Source organism: Acetitomaculum ruminis DSM 5522 (assembly GCF_900112085.1).
In the GTDB taxonomy this organism is placed as follows: Bacteria; Bacillota; Clostridia; order Lachnospirales; family Lachnospiraceae; genus Acetitomaculum; species Acetitomaculum ruminis.
Genome location: NZ_FOJY01000022.1, coordinates 16,792 through 36,346, shown reverse-complemented (window position 1 = coordinate 36,346; position 19,555 = coordinate 16,792). Strand labels below are relative to the sequence as shown.

At 34.9% G+C, this 19,555-nt stretch carries 14 protein-coding genes; all 14 read right to left on the bottom strand.

Features of this window, described 5'->3' with window-relative positions; genetic code table 11:
• Positions 1-1,580 (bottom strand): CO dehydrogenase/CO-methylating acetyl-CoA synthase complex subunit beta (locus BM153_RS11980; RefSeq protein ID WP_177205677.1); only part of this gene is annotated, 1,580 nt, incomplete at its 3' end.
• Positions 1,581-1,599: 19 nt separating this feature from the next.
• Positions 1,600-2,370, bottom strand: coding sequence for an ATP-binding protein (locus BM153_RS11975; protein WP_092874305.1), 771 nt, complete (start codon positions 2,368-2,370; stop codon positions 1,600-1,602).
• A 67-nt stretch (positions 2,371-2,437) separates the two neighbouring features.
• The gene (cooS, locus tag BM153_RS11970; protein WP_092874302.1) at positions 2,438-4,330 is read right to left on the bottom strand and encodes an anaerobic carbon-monoxide dehydrogenase catalytic subunit; all 1,893 of its coding nucleotides are present in this window, start codon (positions 4,328-4,330) and stop codon (positions 2,438-2,440) included.
• Positions 4,331-4,573: 243 nt separating this feature from the next.
• Positions 4,574-5,344: an ATP-binding protein gene (locus BM153_RS11965; protein ID WP_092874299.1), complete on the bottom strand. Its 771-nt coding sequence runs from the start codon at positions 5,342-5,344 to the stop codon at positions 4,574-4,576.
• A 261-nt stretch (positions 5,345-5,605) separates the two neighbouring features.
• Positions 5,606-5,842: a hypothetical protein gene (locus BM153_RS11960; protein ID WP_092874296.1), complete on the bottom strand. Its 237-nt coding sequence runs from the start codon at positions 5,840-5,842 to the stop codon at positions 5,606-5,608.
• A gap of 326 nt (positions 5,843-6,168) precedes the next feature.
• The gene (locus BM153_RS11955) at positions 6,169-6,837 is read right to left on the bottom strand and encodes a hypothetical protein (RefSeq protein ID WP_092874293.1); all 669 of its coding nucleotides are present in this window, start codon (positions 6,835-6,837) and stop codon (positions 6,169-6,171) included.
• A 12-nt stretch (positions 6,838-6,849) separates the two neighbouring features.
• On the bottom strand, positions 6,850-7,440 hold the full coding sequence (locus BM153_RS11950; protein ID WP_092874290.1) for a TPM domain-containing protein: 591 nt from the start codon (positions 7,438-7,440) through the stop codon (positions 6,850-6,852).
• 183 nt (positions 7,441-7,623) lie between these two features.
• Positions 7,624-9,531 carry an oxidoreductase gene (locus BM153_RS11945; protein WP_092874287.1) on the bottom strand — a complete coding sequence of 636 codons (1,908 nt, stop codon included), beginning with the start codon at positions 9,529-9,531 and terminating at the stop codon, positions 7,624-7,626.
• Positions 9,532-10,033: 502 nt separating this feature from the next.
• Entirely contained in the window at positions 10,034-14,533 is a 4,500-nt protein-coding gene (locus tag BM153_RS11940; RefSeq protein ID WP_092874284.1) for a PolC-type DNA polymerase III, read from the bottom strand.
• A gap of 22 nt (positions 14,534-14,555) precedes the next feature.
• Positions 14,556-15,608, bottom strand: a complete 1,053-nt coding sequence (gene ispG / locus BM153_RS11935) for a flavodoxin-dependent (E)-4-hydroxy-3-methylbut-2-enyl-diphosphate synthase (protein ID WP_092874281.1) — start codon at positions 15,606-15,608, stop codon at positions 14,556-14,558.
• A 47-nt stretch (positions 15,609-15,655) separates the two neighbouring features.
• Positions 15,656-16,690 carry an RIP metalloprotease RseP gene (gene rseP / locus BM153_RS11930; protein WP_092874278.1) on the bottom strand — a complete coding sequence of 345 codons (1,035 nt, stop codon included), beginning with the start codon at positions 16,688-16,690 and terminating at the stop codon, positions 15,656-15,658.
• A gap of 1 nt (position 16,691) precedes the next feature.
• Entirely contained in the window at positions 16,692-17,834 is a 1,143-nt protein-coding gene (locus BM153_RS11925; protein ID WP_092874274.1) for a 1-deoxy-D-xylulose-5-phosphate reductoisomerase, read from the bottom strand.
• Positions 17,835-17,913: 79 nt separating this feature from the next.
• Positions 17,914-18,723 (bottom strand): phosphatidate cytidylyltransferase, encoded by an 810-nt coding sequence (locus BM153_RS11920; protein ID WP_092874271.1) that lies wholly within the window; start codon positions 18,721-18,723, stop codon positions 17,914-17,916.
• Positions 18,723-19,433, bottom strand: coding sequence for an isoprenyl transferase (locus tag BM153_RS11915; protein ID WP_092874268.1), 711 nt, complete (start codon positions 19,431-19,433; stop codon positions 18,723-18,725). The genes BM153_RS11920 and BM153_RS11915 overlap by 1 nt, the downstream gene beginning before the upstream one ends.
• Positions 19,434-19,555 lie beyond the last annotated feature (122 nt).

The window sequence follows — 19,555 nt, the reverse complement described above, 5'->3', positions numbered from 1 at the left end:
GGTCCGTTTGGCTGAAGTTCATGTGTTGCTTTAGCATCTAACCATGAAACAGCACCGCAAAGTCCAAGTCTTTCTGGTGTAACGATACATACATGTGAAGGTGAGAATGCCTGGCAAAGGATACATGTATAGAACTCGTCTACACTTTCGTCTGTCATGTTTCCGATACGAGCATCTCTAGCGTTGAATGTAGGGATAACGAGGTTATGACGAAGGTCATGTACCTGGTCTGCATCTGTATATACGAAAACTTCACATTTATCAATAACTGTGTCATACTCACTCTTTAATTTAGCGTAGATTACTTCACCAATGTGTTTAGCTCTGAATCCCTGATTAAATGTATCTTTGCTTACACGAACTCTGATAAGGTCTCTTTGTCCTGTGTGCATAAGTCCTTCGATACAGTTTAAGAATGAGTGGAATTTTCTTTCAAATACTGATTCAAAGTCTGGCTGCATAGCTTTTCCAGCTACATGAGCGATAATACCCATGCTGATTTTTTCGCCAACTTCAAATTCATCAAAGTCTTTACCAACAACTGTAATCTTATGGTCTTCTACTTCTGATAATTCTTTCATCTGAACGAACTCGAAGCAGTCTACTCTTGAACCATCAGCTTCAATCTGCATGTCAGCTTTTCTGATAATTTCACCTTCGAAAGCTGATGCATAAGAAACAGGAATATCAATTTTTGTAATTTTAATCTTAATATCACGAGCTTCAAGAGATGTAGCGTTGAATTTTGAAACATCTGGCTGTACGATAAGGCTCTTTGGTACAGGGAAGATGTTGTTTTCATCGTTTGTGATTACAGGGAAACCAAGAGCAATAGCTCCAGCTCCAGCTGCAACTGTAACATCATCAACTGGTGCAAATGCATTAACGAATGCAGGAACTCTATCCATAGTATATTTCATAAGTGTAGCAGCATCACCTGGTTCAACGTTACCAAAGATAAGAGCAGCTCTTAATGCTACAGATACTACATGGACAACAGCTGTAATTTCTTTTCCAAGAGGAACGATTCTTACATTGTATCCCATCTTAAGTCCTTTTTCTACTGCCTGATCGATACATCCACCAACTAATGTTACGAGAATACCCTGTTCCTGATAGCTCTTAATAAGCTCAACTGCTTCATCTGCTGTAGGAGCAGCTCCGATGATAACAGCAACACCTGGGATATCTCCTGTAACAAGCGGTACACCCATGTCACGGATGATAGCATCCGGAAGATGTCCTGCACATGGCTCTTCGTATGGTGTGTCATTGTCAATATATTTTAATACTTCTATAAATTCTGCTCCAAGAGCTGTAGCTACACCTGACATAAATCCGTCATGAAGACGTGGCTCTCTTGTGTTTAAAGCTACGATAGTCTCTGTTGCTTTTTTAAGTTCTCCTAATGTAGCAATTTTCTGTCCTGTTACAGCGTAGTAACATGGAAGACTGTATGCTGTGTCAGGGAAAGAAACCGGTTTGTCCTCTCCGTATTTTGCGATTGCTTCGTCAATAGCACCAAGTGTTAAACCTTTAACTGCATCAGCGCCGCCAAAAACTCTATCTAATAATGTCACTGTGTTTCCTCCTATCCAATTAATCATTATCAATTATTTTTTTGATTTCAATTATTTCATCAGTAGCTCCCTTGCTGATATCATAAGGAGCAAGACCCTGACGATCTGCATCTATTACATCCTCATTATAGTGAATGAAGCCTAAAAAGTCTTCTGCAGGTATTTTAGATTTGATGAACTCCTCATCTTTTTCATTGCGAACTTTGTTTGCAACTACCCTTACCTGAGGAACTCCCAATTCTGTAGCAAGTCGTTTAACATTTTTATATGTCTGTACACTTCTTGCTCCTGGCTCTATAACTACAATAAACTGATCCATTTTCTCGGTAGTACCCCTTGCCAGATGTTCTAAACCTGCTTCCATATCCATGATGACAACATCATCATCCTGAATAAGTAAATGGGAAATAATTCTTTTTAACATAACATGTTCCGGACATACACAACCACTATTAGCTGTTTCTACTGTTCCTAAAACTAAAAGTTTTACTCCGTTACAGGTTTTTGCAAATTTATCAGGTATATCATCTACCTTTGGATTTATTCTGAAGAATTTTCCAAGACCATCACTTGATGCACCTGTTCTTTCTTCAATAAGTTTTGTCATTTGAGATATTGGAACTATGCTGTCTAATTCTTCTTCGCTAAATCCTAATGCCAACCCAAGGTTAGCATCAGGATCAACATCAACAGCTAGAACATTCTTACCCTCATCTGCGTATAGTCTGGCTAATGTAGAAGACAATGTTGTCTTTCCTACTCCGCCCTTACCAGTTACAGCAATTTTCATCTGTATCACCTTTCTAAATGTAATAAATGCTCAGCAAATATACTATATTTTATCGTATTCTTATGGATTAAATTCCAAGAGCTTTACGTTTTTCTTCAATTCTTTCGATCATCATGTCGCCGAGTTTTTCGATGTCTGACTCAACATAGTAAGTAGCACCTACCCAGTCCCCAATTCCATTTGTAAGAAGTTCTGTACATTCACTAGAACCTGCTACATATGGCTGAACGCCTAAGAATGTATCGATACCAGTTGAAACAACATAGTTACCGATTGAAACAGCTTTTTCTGACATGTACTCAGGAGCACATCCAACTACTGGAAGCTGTGGAGTATCAATTCCTAATTCATTAGCAAGATCACATACAAGAAGCATCATACGGCTGATATCAACACATGAGCCCATATGAAGTGCCGGTGGAATATCAACGAGTTCACATACTCTCTTAAGACCGTCTCCGCAAAGTTCTTTAGCTCTCTTGTCAAGAAGACCTGCTTTTGCAGCAGCCTGAGCTGAACATCCTGAAAGAACAAGAATGATATCATTTGCTATAAGTTTCTTCATAAGTTCAACATGAGCGTAGTCATGACGTACTTTAGGATTGTTACATCCAACTAATGCTACAGCACCACGGATAACACCAGATGTTACAACCTGTGCAAGTGGTCTGTATGTTCCGGTAGGATCTACCTGGCTGTTTGTTACTCCATCAAGTTTGTGGATGATTTCCTCACATGAATATCCAACATATGCTTTTTGTTTATGCTGTGGAATATATACAAGGTCTTTATTTCTGTTTGCAAAGTTTTCAACTGCCATCTTTACGATATCATATGCAATTTGACCAGCTTTAGTAGGATCCATATGAATGAATTCTGAATCTGGCATACGGCAGATATCTGATGTAGTTATGAATTTTGTGTGGAAACATTTACTAAGAGGTCCTAATGCTGGGAAGATACACTGAACGTCTACTACGATAGCTTCCATAGCACCTGTAAGTACAACATTTTCCTGAGATAAGAAGTTACCAGCCATTGGAATTCCGTGACGCATAGTAACCTCGTTAGATGTACAACATACACCAACAATATTGATTCCGTTAGCTCCTTTTTCTTTTGCAAGAGCAAGAAGTTCTGGATTTTCAGCGTACTCAACAATCATTTCTGAAAGTGATGGATCATGTCCATGCACACAGATATTTACTTCATCTTCTTTAATAACGCCAAGATCTGCTTCTGTCTCGATTTCCTTAGGTGTTCCAAAGAGAACGTCTGATAATTCTGTTCCCATCATGGAACCGCCCCATCCATCTGACAAACCATTTCTAAGAGCCTGTCTGATAAGAGCTTCTGGAAGTGAAGAGTTGCCCATATGAGTCATATGCATAGCTGTTGAAACTTCACGGTCGATAGCACGTGGAAGGATTCCTTCTCTTAACCATGTCTCCTGACGCTCTTTTGTAGCTCTCTTAGTCATCTTCTGATATCCGAATGGTTTACCATACTCTTCAAGAGCTGCTAATGCTACTTCATGAGCTAATTCATATGTTTCTTTTCCTTCTGGATCAATATCAAAGACTGGAGCAAGTCTTCTAAGTTTAGCTTCGTCCTTAACTTTGTAATCTCCATCCGGGCTTGCAATATGTAATGTATGGCAAATTTCACGTCCATGATCTGAATGTGTAGCAGATCCACCAGCTGTGAAACGAAGGAAGTTTCTTCCTACGATACCATGAGCATCACATCCGCAAATTCCTCTAGGTGCCTTTGGTGTAATACGACATGGTCCCATTGTACAAATTCTACAACATACACCATTCTCACCAAATTTACAATGAGGTGTCTGATTTTTTACTCTTTCCTGCCAGGTGTTAGCACCAACTTTTTCTGCAGTTTCGAGTAATCTGTCTGTGTCTTCTTGTAACTGTTCGTAAGTAGTTAATTTAAATTCTTCCATATAGGCCTCCTTTTATGATTTTGCTTTATTAAGCAATATTATCACCTTTGTTTTAGTGTTCACTCCACCTTTTTCAAAGGTTATTAGCTTATCATTGATACATAGCACCCTTCACTGTATGTCGTGTAAGGGCTGATTTCATTTAAGTCCCGCACTAATGACTCGCTCCATATTCTCATTCTCTTTTTCCTTTAGACATTAACCTATATATGTGTTATTAATCTCTACATACTTTTTTTGATATTATAAGCCTAAGCTTTTAAATATCTCATACAATTTTGTTCTTGCTGGATCATCAGCAGCTACTTTTGAAGACGGTTTTCCTTCGCAGTCAAATTCATAGATTGATTCGTCGTGTGGTACCACGCCTGCAAGATCTAATCCCTGTTTTTCAATCTCTTCTTTTATGCCGGCATTTAATTCTCCGTTTGGAGCTCTGTTTACAATGAGCTTTATAACTTCCGGTTCAAGGTTAAGATCTTTAACAAGTTCTTTTATTCTTCCAACTGCCTGGATTCCTCTTCTTGAACAGTCACTTACAAGAATCATCACATCAACTTTAGGAAGTATTCCTCTGCTGATATGTTCCATTCCTGCTTCATTATCTACTACAATATATTCATAATTGTTAACGTATTTTTGGATTTGGGATTGTAAAAGACCGTTTACAAAGCAATAACAGCCCTTTCCCTGTGTTCTACCCATAACAAGAAGATCATAGTCGTCCTCTTCTGTAAGGGCACTGTTAAACTTAAATTCTGTATAATCCTGTTTTGACATTCCAAGAGGAATAGGATTATCTGTTGAAATCTCTGCCTGAGCAATCTCTTCTCTGATATCTCCAAGAGTAGCACCTGCCTCAACTCCTAATACTTCATTTAAATTTGCATTTGCATCTGCATCTACCGCAAGAATAGCTCCATCCTTTTTAGCAGCAAGATATTCAATAAGAAAACCGGTAGTAGTGGTTTTTCCTACACCACCTTTGCCTGCTAAAGCTATAGTTTTTGCCATCACGCAATCCTCCTAATTTGTGAATCATGTTAGTTTTTTAACGAATCAGATAAACAAAATCCGATTCAACACTTCTTAATTGTAAAACTTTTAGTAATTTCATATAACTAAACTATTGGATTTTTGATAAACTCACCTTGAGACTACCCCTGCATATCCCTCCCTAGTGGATATGGTGAAATATTAACATTTTTTTGTTGCAAAGTCAAGTTAATATATACAAAATTACCGTAATTTTTATATATACTTTAAACAATATTTCTAATCAATCTGGCTAAATGTATATCTGGCTTTTGTATCTGATAAGGTTATGTTAAACACTATATTTTTAGGATTTATCACTTCTTTTTTGATTTTTAAATCCTTTTCTGAATGTCTTTTTTTTATGTAAGACTCAAGTTCTTCCTCAGATTCCACTTCAATTTCATCAAAAAACACATCTCTCATAACATTTGCAGAACATTCATTAAAAATTTCAAATACTACTTCATAACTCATTTTTACTGCCTCCTTTTATAGTATTTTAAAATTAATAAAACTTCGTGCTAATAGCACAAAGTTTTGTTGTATATTTTTCCCAAATCATTTTTTGTAAAATGAGCACCATTGCTTATTGGTGCATTTTTCACGAATACCTATAGTCTTTTACAAATACATTCATACACCCTTTACGTTGTTTGAGAATTCTACTTATGATAAATTTATAGCATCGATAGAGCAAAGATAAATACCTATTTTAACTCATCAATCCTTTTTGTGATTATATTCTTTGATACGGACCACCAGTTCATCTGGTGGTCTCTGCCTTTATTTTTCTTTATTTATTACTCGTGATCATGATGCTCATGATTATGGTCATGGTCGTGATGATGTCCCTCTATTTTTATCAAAGTTTTTGTATTACCTTTTTTATCTACTTTTTTCTTGTCTCCACCCTCCATTTTTATGCTAAAGGTATCTTTCATTCCTCTGGTATAGGAAAACTCAATTCTGTCATCCTGTCTGTTTATTTCAAAATCTTTAACATCAAAATCCAGTGGAGATATCTGTCCATCCTTAAATCTTATAAGAAATCTTTGATTACTTTCATAATTACTTTGGATTGTATAATAAGCACCATCAGCTAATTTTACTTTTTCAAGAGATCCTTCTAAAAGATTCTGGGTTAATGCATTTTCTTCTACTATGGGAAGTTTGTTTAACACATCACAGATATTTTCTAAAAGATCTCCTTTAAGGGATACCATTTTTGCATATCTTAAATCAATAAGTATCATTTTAAGCCAGTTTTTTCCAGGTTCAGGTTTTTTGGTAAAATCTAGACTTCTAATGTATGCAGACATTTTTTCAAATATTGTATCTTCTATCATATCGTAAAGATACATATCTCTCACAGCTTCAAAAAAGATATATGCTCCCTCAATCTTTCCCTCTTCAATAAGGTTATATCCTTTTTTTAATTTGTCACCCACTCTCATATTATCAGCAAACATTTTTCTTCTCCTTTACTTCCTTTTATGTTTTTTTAATATTATAATCATTGCTACTGTCATTACCAGAAGGTATATAAACATACCGGATATAAATATTTTAAGATTCCGATTCATAGCAATGCTTTTTTCATAATCACCTGCATCTGCATCTTTGTTTTCAAGAAAATACACGGTAGTCTTTAAAAATGACTTACAGGCTCCTAAATAGTCTTCTTCTTTAAGACTTTTTTGGACTGTTTTTATTATTACTTTTATTTTTTTGTGCGAAAGATTTAAAAAACTGCCAAAGCGTTTAATTTCAACTTTTTTCTTATCTATTGATATATAAAGTATTATACCGTCATGTCCTGATTGTGTATATCCAAAAAATCCATTATTATAAAAATCTTTTGCTCTGTTTTTTTCATATTCTGAGTCTATCAGAATTACAAAATCTCCTTCATAGATAAATGAGTATTTTTGGCATTTTTTTTCGAGACTGTTTAGCTCATTGCTTATTAGTGTATCACTGTTATCAAAGACTCTTTGTTTCTCCTCCACATAGGTAAATGCCGAGGAAAATACAAAAACAAGCAGGCTAAAAAATATTATTATTTTTTTCATACCATATTTTTACCCTTTCATAAATTGGAATATATTATGGTCTTTTAAGATGTTTGTTTTTAATAGTTTTGATTATAACACAGTTGGCTGTAATAGTTACATATAAAAATTTTTTCGTGGGATTATACTAAAAAAAATCCTTTCTGGTAAATACCAAAAAGGATTTTTTTAGTTAAAAATATTCTAGTATTCTGTATAGTAAGCCATTGCCATATCATGAGCGGTGCGTACTGCATTATACAGGGTTTTTGCTTCACCCTGACAATCTCCCATTACATAAGTGTATGGTATCAGATTTTTAAATTCTTCAACTGTTTTGGTGTCGGAAACAACTCCCAGAGAAAGAACCACATTATCGCATTTTATCGTTTTCGTCTCTTTTGTATTAAGGTCTGTTACTATTGCACCTTCATTATTTACATCTTCTAATTTTACCTTGCAGGTAAATTCCACGCCTTCTTCTTTTAAAAGTTGCTTTAATCCTGTTATACTTATATGAATTCCATCAGCACCTATTTGTGATTCGTCTTTCATGTCAATAACTCTTACCTTTTTTCCCTGTCTTGCCAATGTTAGAGCCATTTCAAGGCCTGTAAAACCGGCTCCTGCTATGACTACATCTTCCCCGACAAATGCTTTTTTCATTTCCAGTTCACCAACCCATACCACTTTTCCTTTAGGAGCCGTTGGAAAATCAATAATTATCGGTTTTGCCCCAGGTGCTATAAATAATGCATCAGGATTTAGTGCCATTACATTTTCTTTGTCAGCTTTTATTCCAAGCCTTACATCTATGTTTTTATCGGTAAGTACTGAACGGACTGACCAATCAAGATAATTTTTCATATCAAATTTAAAATCAGCGGCAGCAGCCATTCTAAGTGCTCCCCCAAGTTCCAGTTCTTTTTCAAATAAGGTTATTTTATGTCCCATTTTTGAAAGATTTCTTGCAGCTTCAAGCCCGGCAGGACCACCACCGATAATTACCACATTTTTAGAATCCTGCTGTTTAAATACCTTTGGAAACCAGGTTTCCCTGCCTATCTTTGGATTAACTGCACATCTTATTTCTACAAAATGTGAATGTGTATGATCTATACAGGTATTACATCTGACACATGGACGAATATCTGCCTGTTGATCTCTGTATACTTTCTGGACACAGTCTGTGTCTGCAAGAAAAGTACGCATCATGGATACCATATCCACATCTCCTCTTTCAATGGCTTCTTCTGCCAATTCAAGATTAAATCCACCAATTACATTTACAGGTATCTTTAATTCTTCTTTGAAGCGTTTTGCGGCATTAAGATTCATACATCTAGGGAAATATGCCGGCGAGAACATATAAGGTAATAACTCATCTTCTTCTAAAAGTCCTCTTGAAACATGAATTATATCTATTTTATCCTGAATAAGCTTTGCAAACTCCAGGGTTTCATCTATTTGCATATATCCTTCTTTTAATTCTTCAGCACTTATTCTGTATTCTATAGCAAGTTTGTCTCCTACTCTGTCTCTAATGGCTTCTAACACTTCCAAAGCAAATCTTGATCTGTTTTGAAATGAACCACCATATTCATCAGTTCTTTTGTTATGAAAGCTTGAGAAAAACATACTTGGAACATTTCCATGTCCTCCATGTACCATTATCATGTCAAAACCGGATTTTAAGCAAAAATCTGCTGCATCGGCATATTGAGTAATAAGATCCCTTATTTTTTCTTTGTCCGCCTGATTTACCACTACATCAGGAGGCATAATCATTTCATTTCCCGGAACAAGTTCCATGCTTGCAAGACAGCCAAAACGATGCATTGATTCAGAAAGATTCACATATCCCGGTATTAGAAATGGATTTCCAAGACAGGTAATGGCAACTCCACTGGCTGCTTTGTTTATGCTGGAAACTCCAGTGGTAACTATTCCCGCACCACTTCTTGCAAGGCTTTCCATATAGGCCATGTATTTTTCGTTGTTTCCACCATCTCTGTCTGTTAAAAAAGCCCCTGCGGGTGCAATTTCAAGTCGATTTTTTGAAAGAAATCTGCCTATTTTTATTGGCTCAAACATTTTTCCGTTTTTATTCATGTCTAAATTATATCGTTTGAGAACTTTGGGGGATTATTGTCTTAGATTATTTTTGAAATAAAAGAATTACCATATTATTTATTAATGAAATGTAAATTTTTCTCAAACGTCACTCCTTTCCGAATATTATTTCGTCAAAGTTAGGGTTTTATTTATAAAAGAATTATTAGTGATTAATTTAAAGGGATTTTTAGATTGAGAAAAAAGCAGGATAAAGCCCCACAGACAGTATCATTTACAAATGAATATTTACTCATAAATGTCTACTGTGGAGGAACTTTATCCTGTATCTATATTAAACTTTGGTTACTTTGTTTGGTTCATTTTTCTTATTATTAATGGAATAGACTTTTTAGGGAGTTAGTTTTTTCCAAATCAGTTATATTTAATTACTGAACTCATTATATTACTTTTTTAAATTAATTGTGTAAAATTGATAATTTTGTAAATTTATTTGTTTAAATTGATTGTTACAAAATTTTATATAACTACCAAATCTTTCCTAAATAAAATCAAACAGTGACAGCTGATTGGATTCCGGAAGATTTTCAAGAATTCGTAATTCCACCATTTTTTCTATGGTGGTCTTTGTTGTCTTTGTTCTTTCCCTGAAATCATCCTTTGACAGGTAAGGACCGTCTTTTGATGCTTTTTCTATCATTTCAGCATTGGAATCTCCAAGACCGGCAATAGTATTTAAAGCAGGCATCAGCTTCCCGTCTATTATTTTAAAGCGTTTGGCACCGGCTTTAAAAATATCTATTTTAAGAAATTCAAAGCCTCTGGCATACATTTCCTGGACGATTCTCATATCTTTCAAGGATAGTTTTTCATTTTCCGTAAGTGTATCTTTTCTTCGCTTTAAATCTTCCATATGTTCCTCAAGCTTTTCTTTTCCAAGGCACATCATTTCATAATCAAATGCTTTTGCTCTTATACTAAAATATGCTGCGTAATAGGCAAGAGGATAAAAAACCTTACAATAGGCAATACGCCATGCCATCATAACATAGGCTGCCGCATGAGCTTTTGGAAACATGTATTGTATTTTTTGACAGGACCAGATATACCAGTCTGGAACATCATGTTCTTTCATGGCTTTAATAAAATCATCATTTAAGCCTTTTCCCTTACGGACTTTTTCCATTATGTTGAAAGAAAGCTCACTTTCCACTCCTTTATTTATCAAATAGGTCATAATGTCATCACGGGTACAGATAGCCGTTGAAATAGTGGCTTTTCCCTCTTCAATAAGGGTTTGTGCATTTCCAAGCCACACATCGGTACCATGGGACAAACCAGAAATCCTTATTAAATCAGAAAAACAACTTGGTTTTGTATCTTTAAGCATCTGTATTACAAATTCGGTACCAAATTCCGGAATACCAAGGGAACCTAAGGTGCATCCGTCTATATCCTCCGGTTCTATTCCAAGAGCTTTTGTACTGGTAAACAATGACATTACCGTCTGGTCATCCAAAGGTATTTCCCTAGCATTTAAACCTGTTAAATCCTCAAGCATACGAATCATGGTAGGATCATCATGTCCTAAGATATCAAGCTTAAGAAGGTTATGATCAATGGAATGGTAATCAAAATGGGTGGTTATTATATCTGATGTCATATCATTGGCCGGATGTTGGACCGGAGTAAAGGAATATATTTCTTCTCCATGGGGAAGAACAACAATTCCTCCAGGATGCTGTCCTGTAGTACGCCTTACACCAACACAACCACCTACCAGTCTTGTGATTTCACAGTTTCTTTTATGAATACCTTTTTCCTGATAATAATTTTTCACATAACCAAATGCTGTTTTATCAGCCAAAGTACCAATGGTTCCTGCTTTAAAGGTATGTCCTTCACCGAATATTACCTCCGTGTATTTATGAGCTGAACTTTGATAATCTCCTGAAAAATTCAAATCAATATCCGGTTCTTTGTTTCCTTTAAAACCTAGAAAGGTTTCAAATGGAATGTCAAACCCTTCTTTTTTTAGTCTTTCACCACATTTTGGACAGGTGGCATCCGGCATGTCAACACCGCATCGACCGGCATAGGATTTTACCTCTTCCGAGTCAAAATCGTAATAATGACATTTAGGACAAATATAATGAGGACTTAAAGGGTTTACCTCTGTAATTCCTGCCATTGTAGCCACAAAGGAAGAACCTACAGATCCCCTGGAGCCTACCAGATATCCATCATCATTGGACTTCCATACAAGTTTTTGGGCAATAATATACATTACGGCAAATCCATTGGAAATAATGGAATTTAGCTCTTTTTTCAGTCTTTTGTCTACAACTTCCGGAAGATTTTCTCCGTATATTTGCTTTGCCTTGTCTAAACAAATATTAGTAAGGGTAGCATCAGAATTTTCAATCTGAGGTGGACACTTATCAGGTCTTACAGGTGATATATTTTCACAACAGTCTGAAATAAAATTAGGATTATCTATGACAATTTCCCTTGCCTTGTCATATCCAAGATAGGAAAATTCTTCCAGCATTTCATCTGTTGTATGTAAAAACAAAGGTGCCTGATTATCGGCATCATCAAAGCCCTTTCCCTTCATTATTATTCTCCTGTATACTTCATCCTCCGGATTTAGAAAATGTACATCACAGGTAGCTACTACAGGCTTTTTAAATTTGTCACCTAGTTCTATTATTTTTCGATTTAAATCTCTTAAATCTTCTTCGTTTTTTACCCAATGCTTATCTGATGCTATCATAAATCGGTTATTGCCAATAGGCTGAACCTCAAGATAATCATAATAATTAACTATTTGAGCAATATATTCATCAGATTTTTCTGCCAGCATGGCCTGAAATAATTCTCCTGCCTCACAGGCACTACCAAGTATCAGTCCTTCCCTATATTTTGAGAATTCACTTTTAGGTATTATGGGCCTTTTATGAAAATATTTTAAATGAGACATTGAAACAAGTCTGTATAAGTTTACTCTTCCTATATCATTTCTGGCTAAAATAATGGCATGGTAGGTTTTAAGCTTTTGGATAGCTTCAACGGAAAGTTTTCCCTTATCGTATAACTCATCCGTATTAAAAATATCCCTTTCCTTTAACATTTTTATAAATTTCACAAAAATTTCTGCGGTACAGGCGGCATCATCAACTGCTCTGTGGTGATTTTCAAGGGAAATATTAAGGGCTTTTGCAACTGTATCAAGCTTGAATCTGTTTAAATTTGGAAGGAGAAGTCTTGCAAGACCTACAGTATCTATCACACAAAAATCCACATCTTTTCCTATTCTTCTAGCTTTTTCTTTTATAAATCCCACATCAAAAGATGCATTATGAGCAACTAAAACACAGCCCTTGCAAAATTCTAAAAACTCAGGAAGAACTTCCTCCATGACCGGAGCATCTAATACCATGTCATCGTTTATGCCTGTAAGCTGTTCTATCTTAAATGGAATAGGTATCTTTGGATTTACAAAACTTGAAAATCTCTTTTCTATCTTTCCATTTGATACTTTTACCGCACCGATTTCTATGATTCTGTCTTTATTAGCAGAAAAACCTGTGGTTTCCAAATCAAAAACAACAAAATCACCGTCAAAGTTTTGTCCGTATTCTTTTAAACGATTTTCTAAAATTGCATCTTTGGGATATTCTACAATTTGTCTTAAGTCATCTACAAGGTATGCTTCCACTCCGTAAATTACTTTTATGGCATTTTTTGAATCTTCAACTACATGATGTGCATCAGGGAAGGCCTGAATTGCACCATGGTCAGTAATGGCAATAGCTGAATGTCCCCATTTTATGGCCTGTTTAACAATATCTTTTACATCTGATACGCCATCCATGTCACTCATCTTGGTGTGACAGTGTAGTTCAACTCTTTTTACAGGGGCTGTATCCATTCTCTGATTTGAAAAATCCGCGGTAGGTTTAATTCCTCTTACGGAATTTATGGTAATATCCCTGTCATACTTGGTAAGAGCAGTTACTCCTTTAACTTTTACAAATTTTCCTTTTTTTAAAGCGTTTAAAGTAGCAGGAAGTTCTTCATTTGTGACAAATATTTTTGCCTGAATAGAATCTGTAAAATCAGTAAGGGTAAAGGTAATAATTGTTCTTTCGTCTCTGATTTCACGGGTTTCAACCTCAATAATTTTACCCTTAACGATAACTTCACCCATTTCTTCAGCTATATCACATAAGTTGATTTCCTCGCCTTCGAAATCACGGCCGTAGATCATATTTTCTTCTTTTACTGAGGTTCTTCTTCTGCTAAATCCTCCTTCTTTTGCCTTGTAAGATTTAGCTTTATCAGTATCTTTCTTTTGATTTTTTTGTGAATCTTCTGAATTGTTCTCTTTTGATTCATTTCCTTTTGGGATAATGTTATCCACATCCTTGGAGTTTTCTTCTTCTTTTTTACGACTCAAGGATGAGTTTTCCACAATGTTATCGATTTCCTGTCTCATTCTTATCTCATTTTCTTTTAAAAGATAATCTGAGAAATTTTCTGTAAACTCTTCGTGAACTTCTAACTCCACACCACATCTTTCATTAAAAACATCTGTGATGTAACCCTTTAGAGATTTTATTTTCTGCCTGGATATTACAGAATCATTTATTTTAATGGACATTACCTTATCACTTAAAAAATTTATATCAGCATGGGAAAGCATATTGTATTCCATCATACTTTCTCTTCTTAACTCAAAAAGCATACTTTCCCTGTATGCTTCATAAAGTTTTTTCGGTGTATAAGCATCTGACAAATCAAAATGCTCATATACCTTTATCGTTATTCTATTTCCCGGAAAAAGCTGAGTTTTTATACTGTCTTCTATTTTATAGATTCGAAATTTAGGTATCAATCTGTTATTATTAATGTAAACATTAATGTAATCGTGATTTCTGTTTGAAGATACTTTTAAAACTCTTGCTTCTTTTAAAAGTTCGTTCGTGGTATTATCAAGTTTTAATGTAGGAAAAACTTCAGAAAATAATTTCTCCAATATTCCACCAGCCTTTCAATAACTACATAAACTTCAATATTTCCATGCGAAGTTCATCTAACAAAGCTTCTTCTTTAACTTTCTTTAAAATCTCACCATTTTTTATGATGATTCCTTCACCTTTTCCACCGGCAATTCCAATATCTGCTTCTTTAGCCTCACCAGGCCCGTTTACCACACAACCCATTACCGCTACTTTAATATCAAGGGGAATATCCTCCACCATATTTTCTACTTTATTGGCAAGACCTATAAGATCTATCTGTGTTCTTCCGCAGGTAGGGCAGGAAACTATCTCAATTCCTCCTTTTCTAAGACCCAATGTTCTTAAAATTATTTTTGCGGATTTAATTTCCTCCAAAGGACTTCCTGTAAGGGATACTCTTATGGTATCACCTATTCCCTGATTTAATATAAGAGCAAGACCTATGGAAGATTTGATATTACCTGAAATAATGGTACCGGCTTCTGTTATTCCAACATGTAATGGATAATTTATCTGTTTACTGATAAGTTCATGAGCCTGTAGGCACATCATTACATCTGCGGATTTTATGCTAACAACTAAATTATCATAGCCTAGGTCTTCTATTATTTTTACCTTGTCCAGAGCGCTTTCAACTATTCCCTGGGCTGTAACACCATTGTATTTTTCAACAATATCTTTTTCTAAGGAACCGCTGTTTACCCCAACTCTTATTGGAATATTTCTTTCTTTTGCTACTTCTACTACTGCTTTTATTCGGTCTGTATCTCCGATATTTCCGGGATTAATTCTGATTTTATCAGCACCGTTTTCCATGGAAGCAATTGCTAATTTATAATTAAAATGGATATCAGCTACTAATGGAATGGAGATTTGTTTTTTTATTTCTTTTAAAGCAAGTGCAGCTTCCATATCGGGAACTGCACATCTTATAATCTCACATCCTGCTTTTGTAAGGGCATCTATCTGTTTAACTGTAGCTTCTACATCTGAAGTTTTTGTATTGGTCATAGACTGAATCCTTATGGGATTACCACCACCTATTTTTACTCCACCTATATTTATTACTTTTGTATTTTCTCTGGTCAAAATATAACCTCCCTGTCAAAACCGGCATGGACTGTATTATTTTCTGGTTAAAATAGCTTTCTAATATCATTAATCATTATAAGCACCATAAATACCATTAATATAGCAAAAAATGCTGTATTTACTAGGCCTTCTTTTTGAGGATCAAATTTCTTTCCTCTAATTGCTTCAATAAACAAAAATACAAATCTTCCACCATCAAGTGCCGGAATCGGAAGAAGGTTCATTACTCCAAGGTTGGCACTTAATAAAATTATCATATTTGACATATTTAAAAATGTAACTAACAATCCTTCCATGATGGACTGTTCATAGGTATTTCCAATTACATTTACTATTCCTACAGGGCCTGACATGTCATTTAATGATACTCCCCCTGTTACAAGCATCTTTAAGCTTGCCACGGTAAGTTTTATCCAAAAGCCAACTTCATTAAAGCTGTATTTTATAACTGTGAAAACATCACCTTTTACTCTTCCTATGCTTCCTGCTATACCCATAAGCTTTCTTCCGTCTTCTTTACTGGCCTTAAGCGTAATAGTGGTTTCGTAACTTTTACCATCTCTTTCATATACTACATCAACTTTTTGAGCATTTGGATGTGTAGTTGTATAAAGAGAAATATCTCTGTAAATTGTAACATTTGTATTATCTATTTTAAGGATTTTATCTCCTTCTTTCAGGCCTACTTCTTCAGCAGATGAACCTTCTATTACCCCTGAAATAACGGGAGAATCATATCCTATTGTTCCAATTATTATTACAGAAAAAATGAAGGCTAAAATGAAATTAAATATAGGACCTGCCAAAACTACAGACATCCTTGCTGCTATTGATTTATTACCAAAGGCTCTTTCATTATCAGAATCCTCATCTTCCCCAAGCATCATACAAGCGCCACCAAAAGGCAAAAGCTTTAATGAATATTTAGTCTCTCCTTTTGTAAATCCCACTATGGTAGGTCCAAGACCCAGTGAAAATTCCAATACACAAATTCCATTTTTTTTGGCCAACAAAAAATGTCCAAATTCGTGGAAAATTATTATAAGGCTAAATATTAATAATGCTACTATTATTCTCAAATTACCACCTGCTTTCTATTAATTCATATACTTCTCTTTCTGTTTCCAATATTTTTTCTATGGAAGGTGACTCAAGAAAACTACAATTTTTCATAGAATAATCTATTATCTCCGGAATTTGAAGATAATCAATTTTATTTTCTAAAAATTTTGCTACTGCAAGTTCGTTTGCGGCATTATAAACCGTTGGAAGATTTCCTCCTTTTTCTATGGCATCATAAGCAAGCCTTAATCCATAGAAAGTCTCCATATCCGGTTTATCAAAGGTAATATTTTTAAGCTCCCAAAAATCCAGTTTATTATTATACATTGGCTTTCTTTTGGGCCATGTAAAAGCATACTGAATAGGAAGTTTCATATCTGGAACTCCAAGCTGGGCAATAACTGCTCCGTCACAATATTCCACCATGGAATGGATTATACTTTGGGGTTGAACCACCACCTGAATATTTTTCGCATCTACGTCAAAAAGCCATTTTGCTTCAATTACCTCTAGTCCCTTATTTACTAAAGTTGAAGAGTCAATGGTAATTTTTCTACCCATATTCCAGTTTGGATGTTTTAACGCATCCTCTGGCTTAATGTTTCTAAGTTCTTCTATACTTTTACCCCTGAAAGGGCCTCCGGAAGCAGTAAGGAGTATCTTTGAAACAGTGTCATGATTTTCACCATTTAAAGATTGGAAAATGGCACTATGTTCACTGTCAACCGGCAAAATATCCACGCCTTCTTTTTTTGCAAGATCCATAATAATATGTCCTGCACATACCAAAGTTTCCTTATTTGCCAAAGCTATTGTCTTTTTGGATTTTATGGCTGCTATTGTAGGCCTTATTCCTATCATTCCCACCATTGCACCTAAGACTATATCGCTGTTTTTCATGGTTGCCAACTCAATAAGTCCATCCATTCCAGAAAGTACTTCTATTGAAAGGTCTTTTATATTTTCTTTAAACTTTTTTGCACTTTCACTGTCATAAACGCAAACCTTTTTAGGCTTGAATTTTCTACATTGTTCTTCTAAAAGCTTAATATTTTTATTAGCAGCCAAAGCATAAGCTGCCAGATCATTTTTTTCCTCTATTATCTCTAATGCCTGGGTTCCAATAGAACCTGTAGAGCCAAGAATCACGATATTTTTCATGCAATTCACCTTTTTATTTTTCACAAGTTTTCATTTTAGAGAATAATTGTGTCTATTTTAAGAATTATTTTTTAATTTTTTATCTTAATAAAAATTCTGCCAGATAAAATATTACCGGAGCTGTAAATATAACACTGTCAAATCTGTCTAAGATTCCTCCGTGTCCTGGTATAAGATTTCCATAGTCTTTTACATCGTTGTCTCTTTTTATGGCTGATGCAGCAAGATCACCCACCATAGAAATAAGACCTCCCACAAAAGCAATTATACCATAAGCCAGTGGAAGGGATATTGAATACCCATTAACATAATCTTTTGTAAAATATCCATATATTATTCCCAGTAAAGCTGCTCCTATAAGTCCTCCAATTCCACCTTCGATTGTTTTTTTAGGGGAAAGCACAGGAGTCATTTTATGCTTACCAATAAGTTTACCAACACAATAAGCACAGGTATCACACCCCCAGGAGCATATAAATATCAGCCAAACGCTAAAGGCTCCTCCCGGCAACATTCTGGTTTTATATATATACGAAAGCATCAAAGCAACATAAATAAAGCCAAATACTGCCATAATTACATCTTTTGCCTTATATTTTGGAAAAGTAAAAACATAAGCTGTCATAAGAAGCATTAAAAGCACTAGTATAAGTATTATAGTGTACTTATCAGGCATTTTAAAATACAAAAAAACATAATAGGCAATCATTGAAATATATGATATTATTCCTAAAATATTTTTTTGAATATCAGCGATTTTGTATAGTTCATACATTCCTATGCCGGAAAGAACGGTAACTGTTAAAAGAAGTATATTTCCTCCAAGAATTATTAAAAAAAGTGCCAGGACAACAAGTATAATGCCGCTTATAAGCCTTTCCTTAAACATTATTCTTCCTCCTTTATTTTGCCATATCTTCTGTCTCGTAAATTGTAGGACTCTATAGCTTTAAGTAATTCTTCCCTATTAAAATCCGGCCAGTTTACATCTGTAAAATAAAGTTCACTATAGGCTATCTGCCATAAAAGGAAATTGGAAATTCTTTCCTCTCCTGAAGTCCTTATTAAAAGATCCGGATTCGGTATATCTTTCGTATCTAAAAAAGAAGAAAAGCGTTCCATGGTTATGGCGTCTGCGTCTTCATTGTTTTCTTTCATTTCAATAAACATTTTTTTCATGGCACGAATCATTTCATCCCTTGAACCATAGTTTAATGCAATTTGAAAATTCAATCCCGTATTGTCTTTGGTAGCATCTTCAAGCTTCAGAATACTTTCTTTAAGATCATCATCAAGCTTATCTAAATCGCCAATTACTCTGACTCTCATGTTATTGTCATTTGCTCTTTTAATACTTGTTTTCATATAATTTCTAAGAAGTGTCATGATAGCTACCACTTCTTTTGGAGGGCGAGCCCAGTTTTCAGTAGAAAAAGCATATACTGTAAAATATTTAATACCTTCATTATAAACAATTTCGCACATATCCTCTAAGGTTTTAGCACCTTGTTTATGACCATAGGTTCTTGGCATTTTTCTTTCTTTGGCCCATCTTCCATTTCCATCTAAAATAACAGCTACATGTTGTGGTATCTTCATAAATTATCTCCATTTAAATATATTTTATCAGGATTTCTCATTAATAATTATTATACTAAAATATAAGGAACATGATAATCATGCTCCTTTTACTTAAAATTCCATAGATTTTCTAAAATCCA

What these genes read in the sequence shown, in the direction of transcription:
- BM153_RS11975 (WP_092874305.1), bottom strand. Translation starts at nt 2,370, where the DNA reads ATGAAAATTGCTGTAACTGGTAAGGGCGGAGTAGGAAAGACAACATTG.
- BM153_RS11960 (WP_092874296.1), bottom strand. Translation starts at nt 5,842, where the DNA reads ATGAGTTATGAAGTAGTATTTGAAATTTTTAATGAATGTTCTGCAAAT.
- BM153_RS11915 (WP_092874268.1), bottom strand. Translation starts at nt 19,433, where the DNA reads ATGAAGATACCACAACATGTAGCTGTTATTTTAGATGGAAATGGAAGA.
- cooS (WP_092874302.1), bottom strand. Translation starts at nt 4,330, where the DNA reads ATGGAAGAATTTAAATTAACTACTTACGAACAGTTACAAGAAGACACA.
- BM153_RS11965 (WP_092874299.1), bottom strand. Translation starts at nt 5,344, where the DNA reads ATGGCAAAAACTATAGCTTTAGCAGGCAAAGGTGGTGTAGGAAAAACC.
- BM153_RS11945 (WP_092874287.1), bottom strand. Translation starts at nt 9,531, where the DNA reads ATGAATAAAAACGGAAAAATGTTTGAGCCAATAAAAATAGGCAGATTT.
- BM153_RS11955 (WP_092874293.1), bottom strand. Translation starts at nt 6,837, where the DNA reads ATGTTTGCTGATAATATGAGAGTGGGTGACAAATTAAAAAAAGGATAT.
- BM153_RS11925 (WP_092874274.1), bottom strand. Translation starts at nt 17,834, where the DNA reads ATGAAAAATATCGTGATTCTTGGCTCTACAGGTTCTATTGGAACCCAG.
- BM153_RS11920 (WP_092874271.1), bottom strand. Translation starts at nt 18,723, where the DNA reads ATGTTTAAGGAAAGGCTTATAAGCGGCATTATACTTGTTGTCCTGGCA.
- BM153_RS11950 (WP_092874290.1), bottom strand. Translation starts at nt 7,440, where the DNA reads ATGAAAAAAATAATAATATTTTTTAGCCTGCTTGTTTTTGTATTTTCC.